This window comes from Mycobacterium sp. TY815, from assembly GCF_030755135.1.
Taxonomy (GTDB): Bacteria; Actinomycetota; Actinomycetes; order Mycobacteriales; family Mycobacteriaceae; genus Mycobacterium.
This window is the reverse complement of sequence record NZ_JAUFRX010000001.1, coordinates 1261805-1277098: the sequence shown is the minus strand read 5'-3', so window position 1 is coordinate 1277098 and position 15294 is coordinate 1261805. Positions and strand designations below refer to the sequence as shown.

General features: G+C 64.8%; 15 protein-coding genes and 2 pseudogenes. 10 read left to right on the top strand and 7 right to left on the bottom strand.

The window, feature by feature from the left end; translation table 11 throughout:
- The first annotated feature begins 129 nt into the window (after positions 1-129).
- Positions 130-1008 carry a universal stress protein gene (locus QXK92_RS05385; RefSeq protein WP_306240636.1) on the top strand — a complete coding sequence of 293 codons (879 nt, stop codon included), beginning with the start codon at positions 130-132 and terminating at the stop codon, positions 1006-1008.
- A gap of 9 nt (positions 1009-1017) precedes the next feature.
- On the opposite strand, the gene QXK92_RS05380 is transcribed toward QXK92_RS05385, so the two are convergent.
- Entirely contained in the window at positions 1018-1566 is a 549-nt protein-coding gene (locus tag QXK92_RS05380; protein ID WP_306240635.1) for a thioredoxin family protein, read from the bottom strand.
- Positions 1567-1608: 42 nt separating this feature from the next.
- Positions 1609-1950, bottom strand: coding sequence for a DUF3253 domain-containing protein (locus tag QXK92_RS05375; protein ID WP_306240634.1), 342 nt, complete (start codon positions 1948-1950; stop codon positions 1609-1611).
- 389 nt (positions 1951-2339) lie between these two features.
- On the opposite strand from QXK92_RS05375, the gene QXK92_RS05370 reads away from it, so the two are divergent.
- From QXK92_RS05370 to QXK92_RS05345, 6 genes are all read left to right on the top strand, one after another.
- Complete coding sequence (locus QXK92_RS05370; RefSeq protein ID WP_306244209.1) at positions 2340-3473, top strand: acyl-CoA dehydrogenase family protein; 1134 nt, start codon at positions 2340-2342, stop codon at positions 3471-3473.
- A gap of 12 nt (positions 3474-3485) precedes the next feature.
- Positions 3486-3773 carry a PqqD family protein gene (locus tag QXK92_RS05365; RefSeq protein ID WP_306240633.1) on the top strand — a complete coding sequence of 96 codons (288 nt, stop codon included), beginning with the start codon at positions 3486-3488 and terminating at the stop codon, positions 3771-3773.
- Between the two features lie 35 nt (positions 3774-3808).
- Entirely contained in the window at positions 3809-4981 is a 1173-nt protein-coding gene (locus QXK92_RS05360; protein ID WP_306240632.1) for a YcaO-like family protein, read from the top strand.
- Positions 4982-4991: 10 nt separating this feature from the next.
- Positions 4992-6071, top strand: a complete 1080-nt coding sequence (locus tag QXK92_RS05355; RefSeq protein ID WP_306240631.1) for a SagB/ThcOx family dehydrogenase — start codon at positions 4992-4994, stop codon at positions 6069-6071.
- 234 nt (positions 6072-6305) lie between these two features.
- Complete coding sequence (locus QXK92_RS05350) at positions 6306-7088, top strand: ParA family protein (RefSeq protein WP_306244208.1); 783 nt, start codon at positions 6306-6308, stop codon at positions 7086-7088.
- 30 nt (positions 7089-7118) lie between these two features.
- On the top strand, positions 7119-7673 hold the full coding sequence (locus QXK92_RS05345; RefSeq protein WP_306240630.1) for a dihydrofolate reductase family protein: 555 nt from the start codon (positions 7119-7121) through the stop codon (positions 7671-7673).
- Here the strand turns inward: QXK92_RS05345 and QXK92_RS05340 are convergent.
- Positions 7651-8556 (bottom strand): SGNH/GDSL hydrolase family protein, encoded by a 906-nt coding sequence (locus QXK92_RS05340; protein ID WP_306240629.1) that lies wholly within the window; start codon positions 8554-8556, stop codon positions 7651-7653. The two genes, QXK92_RS05345 and QXK92_RS05340, sit on opposite strands and share 23 nt — an antisense overlap.
- A gap of 46 nt (positions 8557-8602) precedes the next feature.
- Positions 8603-8794: pseudogene (locus tag QXK92_RS05335) on the bottom strand (hypothetical protein); the annotation flags it as partial.
- 388 nt (positions 8795-9182) lie between these two features.
- Between QXK92_RS05335 and QXK92_RS05330 the strand changes: the two are divergent.
- Positions 9183-10379: pseudogene (locus QXK92_RS05330) on the top strand (cellulose binding domain-containing protein); the annotation flags it as partial.
- Positions 10377-11168 carry a hypothetical protein gene (locus tag QXK92_RS05325; RefSeq protein WP_306244206.1) on the top strand — a complete coding sequence of 264 codons (792 nt, stop codon included), beginning with the start codon at positions 10377-10379 and terminating at the stop codon, positions 11166-11168. The pseudogene QXK92_RS05330 and the gene QXK92_RS05325, both read left to right, overlap by 3 nt.
- A 23-nt stretch (positions 11169-11191) precedes the next feature.
- On the opposite strand, the gene QXK92_RS05320 is transcribed toward QXK92_RS05325, so the two are convergent.
- The 3 genes from QXK92_RS05320 to QXK92_RS05310 all read right to left on the bottom strand — a co-directional run bounded on the left by QXK92_RS05320 (position 11192) and on the right by QXK92_RS05310 (position 14621).
- A complete protein-coding gene (locus tag QXK92_RS05320; RefSeq protein WP_306240628.1) occupies positions 11192-11878 on the bottom strand; it encodes a glycoside hydrolase in 687 nt (228 codons plus the stop codon).
- A gap of 69 nt (positions 11879-11947) precedes the next feature.
- The gene (locus tag QXK92_RS05315) at positions 11948-13504 is read right to left on the bottom strand and encodes a succinic semialdehyde dehydrogenase (RefSeq protein ID WP_306240627.1); all 1557 of its coding nucleotides are present in this window, start codon (positions 13502-13504) and stop codon (positions 11948-11950) included.
- A gap of 94 nt (positions 13505-13598) precedes the next feature.
- On the bottom strand, positions 13599-14621 hold the full coding sequence (locus QXK92_RS05310) for a TIGR03617 family F420-dependent LLM class oxidoreductase (protein ID WP_306240626.1): 1023 nt from the start codon (positions 14619-14621) through the stop codon (positions 13599-13601).
- 439 nt (positions 14622-15060) lie between these two features.
- Between QXK92_RS05310 and QXK92_RS05305 the strand changes: the two genes are divergently transcribed.
- On the top strand, positions 15061-15285 hold the full coding sequence (locus QXK92_RS05305; protein WP_306240625.1) for an MbtH family protein: 225 nt from the start codon (positions 15061-15063) through the stop codon (positions 15283-15285).
- Positions 15286-15294: the final 9 nt, after the last annotated feature.

Sequence of the window (15294 nt, the reverse complement as noted above, 5' to 3'; positions counted from 1 at the left end):
TTGGTCCCGCGAGCGGGCCGGCACCGCAACGATACGGAGGTCTCAGGACCAGGCGGTCGAGGACTTAAGGCCCGTGACCGGAGACCGCCGAGCTAATAGCGTCAAGGACAGGCAGTGAAGGAGGACACCATGTCTAACACCGTGACACGTTATGGCGTCGTCGTAGGCGTCGACGGATCAGCCGCGTCGAATGCCGCTGTCTTCTGGGCCGCGCACGAGGCGGCGATGCGGCACGTTCCACTGACCCTGGTCCACATGTTCAACCCGGTGGTTCCGGCGTACCCGCAGGTACCAACCTCGGCTGGAGTTGCCTTGTGGCAGAAGGACGATGGCCACGAGATTCTCGAGCACGCGGTCAAGATGGCCGAGGACGCCCTGGCCGGCGACCGCACGATTGCGATCACGAGCGAAGTCAAAGCATCGGCCCCGGTGCCGACGCTGATCGAAATGTCTCACGACGCCGAGATGATCGTCGTGGGTTCCACCGGGCGCAGCGCGATCGAGCGCGTGCTGCTGGGGTCGGTCAGCTCGGGTGTGGTGCACAGCGCGAAGTGCCCGGTAGCGATCATCCGCGACGAAGCGTCCTGGAAGCCGCGTTCCATGAGTGCCCCGGTACTGGTGGGCATCGACTGCTCGCCGACCTCCGAACGCGCGCTGGCCATCGCCTTCGACGAAGCGTCACGTCGCGGGGTCGAACTGACCGCTGTGCATGCCTGGAGCGACATGGCGGTCTACCAATTGCCCTGGCTGGAGTGGCGGACCGAGGCGGAGCGCAATCTGGCTGAATACCTGGCCGGTTGGCAGGAACAGTATCCCGACGTCAAGGTCAATCGGGTGATCGTGCTCGACCATCCCGGCCGCGCGCTGATCGAAGAATCCGAAGCCGCACAGCTCGTCGTCGTCGGCAGCCACGGCCGGGGAGGCCTGAGCGGCATGCTGCTGGGATCGGTCAGTAACGGCGTGGTGCACGCCGTACGGGCGCCGGTGATCGTGGCCAATCAGCCCTGACGACCGGTATCACCGCCACTTGATGCCGCAGCCGATCGACGGTCGCTGATTCGGGTCCACCGGTCGGCCGGCAAGGACCGCCTCGACCGCGGCCCGCACGTCGGCAGCCGTTACCGGAAGGTCGTTCTTGGGCCGGGAGTCGTCGAGCTGTCCGCGGTAAACCAGCCGGCGGTCTCCGTCGAACACGAACGTGTCGGGAGTGCAGGCGGCGGAATATGCCCGCGCGACGTCCTGAGTCTCGTCGTAGAGGTACGGGAAAGTCCACCCCTGACGTTCCGCCTCGGCGACCATCTGGTCGGGACCGTCCTGTGGGTACGTGACGACGTCATTGCTGGAAATCGCGACCATCGGCACACCCCGCTCCACGAGATCCCGGCCCAGCTCGGCGAGGCCCGCGGCCACATGCTGGACGTAGGGGCAGTGGTTGCAGATAAACGTGACGACCAGTGCCGGGCCGGTCAGATCGTGAAGGCTCACAGTGGCGCCGGTGGCGGGTTCGGGCAGCGCGAACGGCGGTGCGGGCGTGCCGAGTTCGAGCATCGTCGATTCGATAGCCATGCCGCCAGCCTACGTCGCCCCGGCCGCGCGCCCGTCGAGCGCTCAGCGCCGCGTCGTCCTGATGCGAATGGGTCCGCGCCATTCGGCGCCGGGATCGAGGACGTCCCCGCGTTGCGTGATCTCCACGCGGCCCGATCCGGCCAGCTCCCGCGCGATGTCGCGCGCCGCGTCCATCAACTCCCGCCACGTCTCGCCGCCAACGGCCCGGGCCGCATCCGACGGACACGTGCTGCTGTCCGGCCCGCGCAGCTCGGACAGGGCAAGGATCGCCGACTCCAGTCGCTGCCGCACGGGTCCGGCACCGAGGGCCACCTCGGCGTGGTGTGACCCCGGGCCGTCGGCGTCAACGCCCCGGCTGAGTTCGGCACGCAATCGCTCACCCACATTTCCAGTGAAAACCACCTCGTCGTGTCTCCGCAAACGTCCGCGCTGCGACCGCCCAGCGGACCGTTGACGCCGCGAACAAGCGGAGGTAAATTTTGTCATCCGCGGTTGACAATATCGTGGCAGTCGCGGATAGCCGGTCAGCGGCAACGTCCGAGAAGGGAAGCATCATGGAACAACGGATCCTCTGGAAAAGGCCCGTCATCAGGGAGGTCGGTCTTGCGGAGGCGGATCCCCATATTGCGCTGGTCTGCACCACCTGCGTGGCGACGGTGGCTATCGGCGTTCGGGACCAGTGGAGCGGCAACCCGGGACCCCGGACGTAAACCCCCGGGTTCGCGCAAAGCGGAGTGGATGCAGTGACTCACCCCTATGCCCTGGTCCTCGCCATGCGAGATCGAGTGCGAAGTCGCGCCGGGGAGTCGGAACGGATGCGGACGCTGGCTCCCGGCGTCGTCGAAGACATGCGTGTTGCCGGACTTTTCTCGGCGTTCAACCCCGTCGAGGCGGGCGGTTCCGAACCGTCCTTCGCCGCCATGATCGAGACGTGGATCGAGATGGCTTGGCAGGACGGGGCATTCGGGTGGGTCGGTGTCACCAATCTGCTGTCGGCATTCGGTGCTGCCGCGTATCTGCCCGACGACGGCTTCGCCGAAGTTTTCGGCGCCGGTGCCGACCGAATCGCTATCGGTGGTCAGTACTTTCCCAACGGAACGGGAACCGTGGTGCCGGGCGGCTATCGATTGAGCGGTTCCTGGAAATTCGGCTCAGGAATCAATCACGCACAGTTCATTGTCGCGGGATTCTGTCCGATCGATAACGGCGAGGTCAGGTGGAAAAGTGAAGGTGTTCCCGATTGGCGGGTAGCAGTGCTGCCCCGAGATCAGGTCACCATCAAAGACAACTGGCACGTGCAGGGTCTCAAAGGCACGGGTTCATACGATTACAGCGCGGACAACCTATTCGTGCCCGATGTCCGTACCTATCCGACTTTTACCCGCCAGCCGCACCGCGGGAATTCGCCGGCGGCGCATATGGGCATCGTTCCATTGGGTGCGGCAGGGCACGCCTCGTGGGCCCTGGGAGTCGCGAAAAGCATGCTCGATGATGTCAGAGACCTGGCGGCAACGAAATGTCGCGAAGGCGATGACACCGGACTGGCCGGCCGTCCCACCTTTCAGCGCGGATTTGCACATCATGTGGCGGCGTGGCGCGCCGCCTATCTGCTGGTTGTCGACGCATTCACCGCGGCGGAGGCGGCAGTGGCCGACGGCCTGAAACTGACGGCGGGCCAGCGGGCGGATATGCGTGCAGCCGCGGTATATGCCACTGATGTCGCAAGGCGCTGTGCGGAATGGGCACATCTGTCCGTAGGCGCCAGCGCGATCCTCGAAGAAACCCGCATAGAACGCGCCTTCCGCGACATATACACCGGGACCCAACACAGTTTTATCAGCGAGACAGTGGCGATTGACGCCGCCCAGATCTGGCTCGGGGTCGCTTTCGACAAAGTAGGGCTCTGATGAAGGTGTGCAATGTCCTCACACGCTGACACCACATTCATGCGCAACAATGAGTTGCAGACTGATGCCGCTGACGGGGGAGTGGTCATTCAAACCGCCGGCGGAAAGTATCTGGTGCTGATGGGTTCTGCGTGTTCGGTATGGCAGTGCCTGGATCGGTGGCGTTCCCTCGACGAACTGGTGAATGAGCTATCGGGGACCTATGCCGGCACCGAAGCGATCAGAGTGGATATCTCTGACGTATTAGCGGAATGGTGTCGTCGTGGCCTGGTCGTGCGACGTGGCGAAGGTGGCCGGTGAGAGGGCACCTCAAAATCTCGGTATTCTCCCGTCCGGTGCGGGCGGTCTTGATTGCCGACCGACTGAATGACCTGCCCCTGCGGATCGGCGACTTCCTTGATCTCGACATGGCTGTCGAGTGTTTCTGTGCGCCCGAGGTGTTGCTCGGATTCGACCTGGTCACGGCGCAGTTGGTCGCCCCGGGCTGGTCCTGCCCTGTCGAGGCTGCGGCTTGCGATCAAGACATGGATCTCTTGATAGCCCGATTTGTCGGAGAACTGGCCGAACGCATCGCGCTGAGCAGCTATCTGCCGTTTGTCGTGGCCCACACCAGTGAACGCGAGTTGCGCAGTGGCGGCCATCGCGTCTTCGACGTCCGTTCCTTCATCGGCGAACCGTTGCTGCACTCCGGCTGGCCGTTTCGGCCCTACGACCCGGCAGCCGACATCGACTGGACGGTGGGCACCGATATCGAGACCGGTTCAGACGTCTATGTCCCCGCAGGTCTGTGCTCGGCTCAGGTCCGCGGCTGGTGCGAACTGACGAGTAACGGCACCGCGGCGGGGGCCACGGCCGCGACGGCCACCGATCGGGCGATTCGTGAGCTGTTCGAACGAGACGCGATTCGACTGGCGTGGTTGATGCGGGTCGCCCTGGCGCCCGTGTCACCTCCCAGCACGTGGGAGCGCGTGCAGAAGGCCGATGAAGGACTTGGCTGGCGCACCGGCTTCTATCACCTCGCCAGCCGCGGCGGTGCGCCCGTATGGGTTGTGTTTACGCGCCACCAATCGATTCCCATCTTCGCGATCGGCAGTGCCTGTGCGACCGGCTCCGAAGCGGGCCTGAATCATGCGTTGCAGGAATGCCTGCAAATACGACTGAAGATGTGGCTGTCCCGGGCCGACACGAAGGCCGCGGCCATCACAACGGTCCGCTCGTTCGAAGACCATATTCTCTACTACTGCAACGAAATTCGGCTGAATGAGGTCGAAAACCTCTTCCGGTGCGACACCCGGATCAATCTTGCGCGCCAGGTTGGTCCCGCAGTGACTCTCGCCGGAGCGGTCAGCATGACTATCGGCCATTTTCTCGATCTCGACGTCGTGCGGGTGTTGCACCCGGGCCTTCAACCCATCGAAGCCGACCACGGCTCAGCACGACTGATCGGCTCGATCGGCGCCGCGCGAGCCGCCGCCGACTTCCGAACGACACCCGTTCCGTTCGCGTAGCGGTCCGGCTGTGAACCCTCCACCATCCGCACCCGCATCGAACGCAGCCGAGCCGCGCTCGGGGAGTGAGCCCGTCCGCTACCGTCGAGCACCGCATCTGGCGCTCAGCTGGCAGGGCAGCGCAACGCAGTGCATCCACGCGCCCAGCGGACGCCTATTCCATGTCGACGACGACATCATCACGGTGCTGAGCGCGGCCACCGAGCCGTGCATCCTCGACGATCTCCGGATGCGCTCCGGCGTCGATCATGCGGTGGTTCTGGCGGCCGTAGCCGCGGGTCTCCTGGTCGCGGAGGAAGCGGACCGGCTAACCGACTGGAACACCTACGAGTTGGCCGTGCAAAGGCTCTTCGGCCGGGGCAGAGCACGATTCGGACTCAACGACGTACGTCCACGACCTGCGCGCCTGTCACCTCCGCCCGGCACTCCCATCGCGCTCGACGACATCGCGGCGCCGCCACCGAAGGCGTCTTTCAGCGAGGTCCTTTCCGCTCGCCGTTCCGTGCGCCGCTTCGCCGACAGCCCGCTGGCGCTCTCGCAGCTGAGCCGGCTACTGCTGGATGTCCTCGCGGTCCAGCACGAAGACTCCACCACAGGCACCTGGAAACGCCCCACGCCTTCGGGCGGCGCGCGCCATCCGCTGGAACTGTACGTCGCGGCATTGAACGTCGAATCCCTGCAACGGCGCTGCTATTACTTCGATCCGGTCACTCGCTCGCTCGTCCCGATGGCAGGCACCGAGGAACTGACGATCGAAGTCGAGGACGTGTCGATGAATGCCATGGGTTTGGTCGATGACGGCGCCGGCCGTCCCGCACCGCCCGCAGCGGTCCTCATGATCACCGCGCTGTACGAGCGCACGATGCACTGCTATCTGGATTTCGCCCTCACGCTCATCCATAAAGATGCCGGGTGCCTGCTGCAGACGCTCTATCTGCAGGCAACGGCGCAAGCCCTGGCGGGTTGCGCGATCGGAGCGGGACCCGAGCTGCACATCGCCGCCGGCCTGGGCCTCGACCCCAACGCACAGGGCTACGTGGGAGGGTTTGCGCTGGGCGCCCGGGTGACGGACGTCGCGGGGGCGAGGTAGGTAGCCCAGGCCGCGGCCGCTCTCGCGCTGGCCATGGAAATGAACGGTTTTCGCCTCGACAGCAGGCCACCACGCCGAAGGCGTGGCTATGCTTGCTGAGCGCTGGACACCGCCCGCGAGTTGGGCCCGTCAAGCGTGGCATTTTGCTTCTCGACCTGGGCCCACCGGCGAAGTGGCTGGGTAGTTCGTCGGTGGCCGGAGATACCGGAAGGTGAGGCGAGGTAGTTGGCAGCCGTGTCGGCGGTGGTGCTCTCGGGCAAGGGCGGAACAGCCAAAACGCTGTGGCAGATGATGTTGGCGGGGGAGGCCTCGCGCCTGGGTATCTCCACGTTGCTGGTCGACGCGGACCCGGAGCGCAACCTGTCCAACCACTTCGGGGTGTCGCAGCACTCGACCGGGCTGGGCTCGGTGCTCGAGGATGCCGGCATCAACTTCTGGGGCGACCCCGGCACCGCCGCCAAGCGGGTCGACGAGGAGATCATCGAGACCAAGTGGCCGCACGTCGAACTGCTACCGGCGGGAGCATCGTTGACCCGGGTCGCCGGGGTCGGCGTCTCGGACACCGGGCTGTTGCGGGGCATCTTCGTGGCGGCCGGGGTGTTCGACCGTTACGAGCTCGTCCTGATCGACACCGGGGGCCGCACCGGCTCGCTAGAGGCGCTCGCCATGCACCTGGCCGATGTGGCGTATGCGCCGATCGCCCCGACCGGCGACGCAGTGCGCAAAGCCATCGAGGCGCGCAACCGGGTCGAGCGCATCCAGCGCATCCATCCGCTGAAGTGGTGCGGGGTCGTGCTCTCCGGCTTCGACAGCCGCAACGGCATCGAACAGTCCATCCGGGAAACCGTGTACCAGGAGTTCGGCGATGAGGTGCGCGCCGAAGTGCCGCGGCGCGCCATCATCAACGAGGTCTTTCAACTGGGGCATCGGCTCGGTGACCGACACGAGTTCGTCGCCCGCCAACTCGCGCCCATCTTCCGCCGATTCCTGGAAGAAGATCTGCTGGGCCGGCGATGAATCTTGGGGCGCCGCCGGGTCGATAGTGATATGCGCTCGCTGATCATCACGCAGAACATCACCCTGGACGGCTCGGTCGAGATGCTGGGGGACTGGTTCAACCCCGAGGCGCACGACGGCGAACTGACCGCTGAACTGCGCCGCCAGGACGAAACCGCCGATGCCCTGCTGCTCGGCAGGCAAACCTTCCATGATTTCCGCAGCTACTGGCCGCACCAGAGCAGCGACCCGACAGGCGTCGCGGACTACATCAACAATGTCGCCAAATACGTCGTGTCTTCGACGATCGCTGACCCGCAGTGGAACAACTCCATCGTCTTGTCCGGGGATCCCGTGGACGAGGTGAAAGCGCTGAAGGCGGCACCGGGCGGCGACATCGTCGCGACCGGCAGCATCACGTTGTGTCACAGCCTGATTGCCGCAGGGCTGGTCGACGAGTACAGGTTCTTCATCTACCCCTACGTACAGGGCGGCGGCCGCCGGTTATTTCCGGACGGCGCAACCATTTCCGGTTTGGTTCCGGCGGCGCCGCCAATGACGTTCCCCGGCGGTGTCACGCTGGCTAGTTGGACCGCCCGTCGCTGAGATTCAGCTGGCCGGCGAGAGCGCTTCCTACCGCCGCCGCTCCTGATGCGTTGGGATGCAGGGGCGCAGCAAGATGTGACAACTCGAATCCCTCGACATACCTGTCGTCGGGCGCGGCGCACATGTCGTGTCCGGCCGAGACCGGTCGGGTGTCGAAGAAGTCGACGTGCACCTTCGTGGCCAATATCCGTTGCTGGTCATCGATCTCGTCTACCTTGGCCTGGAAGTAATCGGCGTCGCTGGGGTTGATCGGCTGTTCCCCGAAGCATCCGCCGGGGCGAATGTACGTCGCGTAGCCGACCAGCACGACACGTGCGTGCGGGGCCCTGACCCGCACGGCACCAACCATGGCTTCCCACAACGGAATCTGTCGGTGGATCGCCGCGCTGAACCGATCGCCGCCGGCTGAGACGAAGTCGGCGAAGCAGGGGGGCTGAGCCAGGGAAACCCTGCGGCATTGTGCCGCGCTGGAGGCCAGGCCGACATCATTGCCACCGATTGTGATGGTGACTAGGTCGGTATCGGCAGTGACGGCGTCGATCTGCCGCGGCACGTCTCCTCCACTGGTTGATTGTGCTCGATCGGTGATGTCGGCAGCGGTGGCGCCGCTGCAGCTGACGTCGACGAAAGTGGCCGCACCGAGGCGGCGCGCCAGCACCGCGGGATAGTCGTTGGTCGATTTGAAGCACCCGGGCGGGTTGGCCGCGTCGGGTACCAGTGGTGCCGCGGCGGCCGAGTCACCTAGGGCCACGTACCTTTTCACGGCGCGAAGGACGGGTTCGTTGCCGGTGTGCGGTCGAGTCGCACAGACCGCGGTCGCGGCCAACAGCGTGGCGAGCGCTCCCGTGACCACGCGACGCCGCCACCGTGTAGTTGTTGCCATTTCACGCCAGGGTAGCGAAGGGCCGGCACGGTCGGCCTAGGCCGGCTTACGAAAGATCGGCCAGCGAATTCTTGACACCGCCGTCCGAGCGCACCTGGACTCCTGCCATCGCGACCATTACCGCCGAGATGACCGAATGGACGACTGCGTCGGTGACGTTGTTCGGGAAGGTGAACACATAGGCCACCTGGTGCGAGGTAAACGCCCAAATCCCGGGCGCCGCACCGGCAATGGCGGCCTCCTCGGGCTCCACCGTCAGGCTGAATACTACGTTGTGTAGTACTCGACGTGCCAGGGTCGGGGCCCCGGCCCGATCGTCGAAATTCTCCGTCGCGAATAGTCGTACAGCTGTCCTAGAATTTCATTTGCATTGGAAAACGATTCGTTGCGTCAGCGTATTTGGACAGCAACGACAATATGTGCAACTGGTGGTCAACCGCCTCTCAAATGTCGACGAAATCTCCGTTCGTGCCAGGTTTGTTCAATTCGCCGTGTGGTGTTGAAAGTGCTGGGTTTGTGTGGCAGCCTCGCTACCCGTGATGAAACCGTTATAAAGCGGTTCGTAAGGTCGAGATAAGAAAGTTATGTGTTCGTAATAAGACCGTGATCGATCGAAGGATTGTTACATGTCGTATGTGATCGCCACTCCGGAAGCGCTGGCAGCGGCAGTGGCCGATATCGCCGGAATCGGATCGTCGCTCAACGCTGCAAACGCCACGGCAGCGGGTCCCACCATTGAGATCCTGGCAGCGGGTGCCGACGAGATTTCAGCGGCGGTGGCTTCGCTGTTCGGCGGGCACGCGCTGGACTACCAGGCCGTCAGCGCCCGGCTGGCGTCATACCAATCGCAGTTCACGAACGCCTTGTCGGTCGGCGCGCAGCGGTACGCGGGCTCCGAACTTGCCAACTCAACGCTGCTGCGCGATGTCGCAGAGAGGTTCCTGGGTATCCGGCTGCCCGACAGCGGGGCGGCACAGCAGGGAGCAGCCACTGCCGAGGCAACCGGTGCGACCACAGCGAAGACTGCCGCCGCCACGACGGCGCCGGCGACGGCGGCGGCCAGCACAACGCCGGCCGGCAGTGCCACCGGTACCGGTGTATCGGCGACATACGCCACGACGTCGCAGTGGAACAGCGGGTTCGTCGCCAACTACACGATCACCAACACCGGCACGACTCCGTTGACCAACTGGCAGCTCCAATTCAACCTGCCTGCCGGTGAATCCGTCGCAAACCTCTGGAACGGGCACGTCACACAATCGGGCACGCAGTACACCGTCACTCCGCAGAGCTACAACGCCACCATCGCGCCCGGAAACTCGGTCACCGTGGGATTCCAGGGCGCGCAGTCCGGAACGTACGCGCCACCGATGGACGTCTCGATCAGCGGGCAACCGGTCATCGGCGGGACCCCGCCGGTGACAACTCCGCCGGTGACAACACCGCCGGTGACAGCTCCGCCCACCACCACTCCGCCGGTGACCACACCCCCCGTGACCACCCCGCCTGTGACGACTCCTCCGGTGAGTACCGGGGGACTTACGGCCGCGTACACCGCGACCTCGCAGTGGAACAGCGGATTCAACGGGAACTATGCGATCACCAACTCAGGCTCCACGCCGCTGAACAACTGGAACCTCCAATTCGACCTGCCCGCAAACGAATCCATCACCAATCTGTGGAACGGGCAGGTCACCCACACCGGCACGCATTACACGGTGACCCCGGCGAGCTACAACGGCACGATCGCCCCCGGCAGCACGGTCAACGTCGGATTCCAGGCGTCGCAGACCGGGGCCTACGCGGCGCCCACAAACCTGTTGATCAACGGCCAGCCGGTCACCGGTGGCACCACGGTTCCGACCACGCCGACGACACCCACAACGCCGACGACTCCGACGACACCCACCACCCCGCCGACTCTGCCGACCGGCGGCACGGTCATTTCCAATCAGTACGGGACCACGACGCTGGGCAACGCCTACGTCGTCCAGAACAACGCGTGGAACAACCCCGGCGGGCAGGCGATCACCGTCACCCAGAACGGATTCACCATCACCACCGAAAACGGGTCGGCGCCGACCAACGGCGCCCCGCTGGGCTACCCGTCCATCTACACGGGTTGGCATTACGGAACAGGCTCACCGGGCACCATCCTGCCCATTCAGCTGGGCCAGATCCAGACGGCGACCAGCAGTATCAGCTACACCTACCCGACCAGCGGTGTGTACAACGCCTCCTACGACATCTGGCTCCACCCGACACCCATCACCACCGGCGTCAACCAGCAGGAAGTCATGATCTGGTTCAACCACCAGGGTCCCATCCAACCGGTCGGTTCCGTGGTGGGCAGCGCCACCATCGACGGACAGAACTTCGCGGTGTGGAAGGGCAGCAACGGTCAGAACAACGTGGTGTCCTATGTCGCCAACTCGCCGATCACCACGTGGAACAGCTTCGACGTGATGGGATTCATCGACAACACCCAGACCTGGGAGCCGGTGACCGACTCGTGGTACCTGACGAGCATTCAGGCCGGGTTCGAGCCGTGGAGCGGCAGCGTCGGCGCGGGGGTGAACTCGTTCTCCGCCAGCATCAACGGCCACAATTAGCCAAAGTCGTTGTGCGCGGCAGCTCAGTTCGACGGAGCCGGGGTCATCGATCCGATGAAGTACGTTTCGCGTCCGGTCGGATAGCCCCCGCCGTTGGTGGCGATGTGAACGTGGTCGTAGTGATTGGCCGTCTCATTGCCCAGGTCGGCGGTCCAGCTTCCCGACGCGGGGCCCAGATAGATCTTCTGCCGCCAGATGACATGGTCGATTCCCCAGCGTTTGGCGTTGGCCAGGGCCAGCCCGGCGATCTGATTGCCCAGGGCGATGCCCTCGGGGCTGTCGTGGTCGGGAATCATCACGTCGATCGCCAGACCGCTGGGGTGCCAGCGCAACGCGTCTTGCCGGAACCCGCCGATGGTCTTGATTTCCGGGAACAGCAGTTCGATGACGCGCGCTGCCCAGATGGTCTTGACCTGCAGGCCGCCCTCGGGGGCGATGCCGGCGGGTAACGCCATCTGGAAATCCTGCGCCATCACCGGCGCGTTGCCGGCCAGCATCGCCACCTCCGCGGCACTGGCCATTTGCGGCGCGGCGACCGCCGGCGCGGCCGTCTGGCTTGGCGGAGCTGCTGCCGCGGCCGAGGGGCTGTCGGGGCAGCAGGGAATGGTGTGCGTGGTGTCCTGGGCATAGATCATCGCACCGGCGAGCACCAGCGAGGCCGCGATGGCCAGCCAGCGGCCCCAGCCCTTCGCTTCGGCGTCTTTGCCCACCCACAGCACTCTAGTGTCGTGTGGGGCCTGTGTGGCAGTCTTCGCGCGGGTTGTCTGCAGTTTTCTCGTTCAGTTCCGCCCGGGCAGCTTCATCACCGTGCGCACGATGGGCAGCAGCGACTTCTGCCACAGGGTTGACGGAAGGCCGAAGGGTGGATCGAGATTGAACACCCGCGCAGTGGCGATCGTCTGCGACTCGGTGTACTTCAACAGGCCCTCGGGACCGTGGCGCCGGCCGACACCCGACTGGCCCATCCCGCCCATGGGTGCGCTGAGGCTGCCCCAGGCAAAGGCATAACCCTCGTCGACGTTCACCGTTCCCGAACGCAACCGGGCGGCGATCTGCTGGCCTTCGGCCGGCGTGCGCGCCCACACGCTCGCGTTGAGGCCGTATTCGGTGTCGTTGGCCTTCTCCACGGCCTCATCGACGTCTGCGACCGGGTAGATCGAAACCAGCGGTCCGAAGGTCTCGTTGGCCGCGCACTCCATCTCCGGCGTCACGTCGGTGAGCACGGTCGGCTCGTAGAACAGGGGACCGACGTCGGGCCGAGCCTTGCCGCCGGCGATCACCTTGGCGCCTTTGGACGTCGCGTCGTCGACGTGCTCCGACACGGTCTTGAGCTGGCCTTCGGAGATCAAACTGCCCATGTCGACCGAGAAGTCGTAGGCGGTGCCGAGTTTCATGCTGCGCACCGCGTCGCCGAACTTGCGGGTGAACTCGTCGGCGATGTCCTTTTCCACGTAGATCCGCTCGATGGAGATACACAGTTGGCCGGCGTTGGAGAAACACGCACGGGTTGCCGCCTTGGCCGCCTTGTCCAGATTCGCGCCGCGAGTGACGATCATGGCGTTCTTGCCACCGAGTTCGGCCGAGAAACCGATCAGCCGCCGGCCCGCCTGCTCGGCCAGATGGCTGCCGGTCTGGGTGGACCCGGTGAACATCAGGTAGTCGCAGTTCTCCGTGATCGCGGTCCCGACCACCGAGCCGGGGCCGGGCACGATCGCGTACAGCGCTCGCGGCAGACCGGCCTGGTACAACAATTCGGCGCAGGCCAGGGCGCAGTACGGCGTCTGGCTGTCCGGCTTGAGCACCACGGCATTACCGGCAAGCAGTGCCGGCACCGAGTCCGATGCGGTGAGCGTCATCGGATAGTTCCAGGGCGAGATCACCCCGACCACGCCCTTGGGCTGGTAGCAGACCGTGGTTTTGCCGATCGCGGGCAGCAGCGACTGTACGTTCTGCGGCTTGAGCAGCTTGGCGGTGACGCGCACGTAGTAGTTCGCGTTCGCCATCAGGTCGACGATTTCCTCCTGGGCCGCCCACCGTGCTTTGCCGGCTTCGGCCTGCAGAAGGTCCATCAGGAAGTCGCGGTTCTCGATCACCAGGTCTCGATACCGCCGGATGATGTCGATGCGCTCGGTGACGGGCCGCCTGGCCCATTCGAACTGCGCCGCACGTGCCTGGGCGAAGGCGGCGGCGACATCGTCGGCCGTGGCAACCGGGATCGTGGTCAGTGGTTTGCCGGTGAAGACCTCGTCGATCGTCTTGGTTGGACGTTCGTCGATGTCCTTGATCGCGGCAAGCTGACGCAAGCGGTCGAAAACCTCGGCTGACGGTGCAGGCATATCGCTACCCTCCAAAGAACACGCGCATCTGTGACCTCAGCCTATCGGTCTGGACAGCGGGAGTGTTCTGCGTCAGTGGCCCGGCGTTCTGCTTTCAGGCGCGGCCACCGGAAAGCCGTTGTGCGACTTCTCCATACCGCTCGAATCGGTCGGGGTCGCTCAGGGCGTTGTAGAGGACGAGTCGGGTGGCGGTGCCTTCGTACTTGTCGACGAGGGCGTGCGCCAACCCGTCCCAGGTCGACTCGGTGGCAAATACCGTGAGGTGGTCATCGGTGATCTGGGCTGCCATCCCCTTGAAGTCGCCGGCCTTCTGCTTTTCCCGGATCCGGGCCGTGGTGCCCTCGAACCCGGCCTCGTCCAGGATGAAGGAGTAGTTGGGCGTGCTTGCGTAGAAGCTGATGCTCGCTCGCGCCATTTCACGCTCCCGGTCGCGCTCTTCGTCGGTGTCGCCGACGATCGTCATGACCGGCACGATCACCGAAACCTCGGATGTGTCGCGTCCTGCCTTGCGGGCCCCCGCGGCGACGTTGGGTGTGACGTGGCGGCTGAGATAGCCGGGTTCGCCGAGCGGATGGACGTGTACCCCGTCGGCCACTTCGCCCGCCATCCGCAGCATCCAGGGATTGACTGCAGCGACGTCGACCTTGGGATCGGGGGCGTCGATGGGGCCGGCGCTCCACTGCGGCGTGATGAAGTCGAGGTCGTAGAACTCGCCATGATGATCGAGTTTTCCGGTGCGGAACGCGCTGAAGCAGGCTTTGACGGCGCGCACATAGTCGCGCAGGCGGGGCCCCGGTCGTTCGAATGCCATCCCGTATCGCCGGACCACGTGCGTGCGAACCTGGGTGCCGAGACCGAGACGGAAGTTGCCGTTGGTCGCTTCCTGCAGTTCCCATGCTGTTGCCGCGGTAACGAACGGGCTGCGCGGAAACGCAACGGCGACGCCGGTCGACAACTCGAGGCCGGGAGCCGCCTGGGAGGCCACGGCGGCGTTCAGATAGGCGGTGCGGCCGGTTTCGGTGAACAGCAGGCCGGAGAAGCCGGCGGCCTCGGTACGTCTGGCGGTATCGCCGATCTGCGTTAACGGTAGCGGGATAGTCATCGCGTCGACCTGCACGGGTCGAACGCTACCTCCGCCGGTGCCCGCTGTTACACCGCACCGAAAAATGCCCGGCCAACCGCACCGGGCAGGCACGTGACGATGCGTCACAGCCGCGGTGTCGAAGGCTCCCAAAACGGCTGATCGTCAGTGAATTTGAGCGCAAGAATTCCGCAAGAACTTCGTGAACTTGTGGCAAGCGTTGGTGCGCATCGTATGTGGTGTCCGATGGTTGCGGATCTTGGGATCGGTAGCGGGCCATCCGACGCGCAATTGACCGGACTGGCCCGGTCCTGAGTACTCGGAGGTGGACACCGATGACGCGCCCGGAAACCCAGCCGGCCCGAGCTGAATATCGCCGCTCCGTCTGGCCCCGAATCAAAGGTTGCTGGTGCTATGTTGACGTCGCTGTCGGTTCTGCCCATGATTTGTTCCCGCTCGGCGGTTAGGAGTACGAGTGAGTGCCAACCCATTCGACGACGACAATGGTCGCTTCTTCGTACTCGTCAACGACGAGGAGCAGCACAGCCTTTGGCCGGAATTCGCCGACGTGCCGGCCGGCTGGCGCGTGGTGTACGGCCTCTCGGACCGGGCCGCGTGTCTGGAATACATCGAGCAGAACTGGCCCGATATACGACCGAAAAGCTTGCGCGACAGATTGGCGCAGGACGCGGGCCGCTGAGTTCCCTGC

Excerpts from the sequence above, each read along its gene's own strand:
- QXK92_RS05385 (WP_306240636.1), top strand. The coding sequence starts at position 130 with ATGTCTAACACCGTGACACGTTATGGCGTCGTCGTAGGCGTCGACGGA.
- QXK92_RS05315 (WP_306240627.1), bottom strand. The coding sequence starts at position 13,504 with ATGCCTGCACCGTCAGCCGAGGTTTTCGACCGCTTGCGTCAGCTTGCC.
- QXK92_RS05365 (WP_306240633.1), top strand. The coding sequence starts at position 3,486 with ATGTCCTCACACGCTGACACCACATTCATGCGCAACAATGAGTTGCAG.
- QXK92_RS05340 (WP_306240629.1), bottom strand. The coding sequence starts at position 8,556 with ATGGCAACAACTACACGGTGGCGGCGTCGCGTGGTCACGGGAGCGCTC.
- QXK92_RS05345 (WP_306240630.1), top strand. The coding sequence starts at position 7,119 with ATGCGCTCGCTGATCATCACGCAGAACATCACCCTGGACGGCTCGGTC.
- QXK92_RS05380 (WP_306240635.1), bottom strand. The coding sequence starts at position 1,566 with ATGGCTATCGAATCGACGATGCTCGAACTCGGCACGCCCGCACCGCCG.
- QXK92_RS05370 (WP_306244209.1), top strand. The coding sequence starts at position 2,340 with ATGCGAGATCGAGTGCGAAGTCGCGCCGGGGAGTCGGAACGGATGCGG.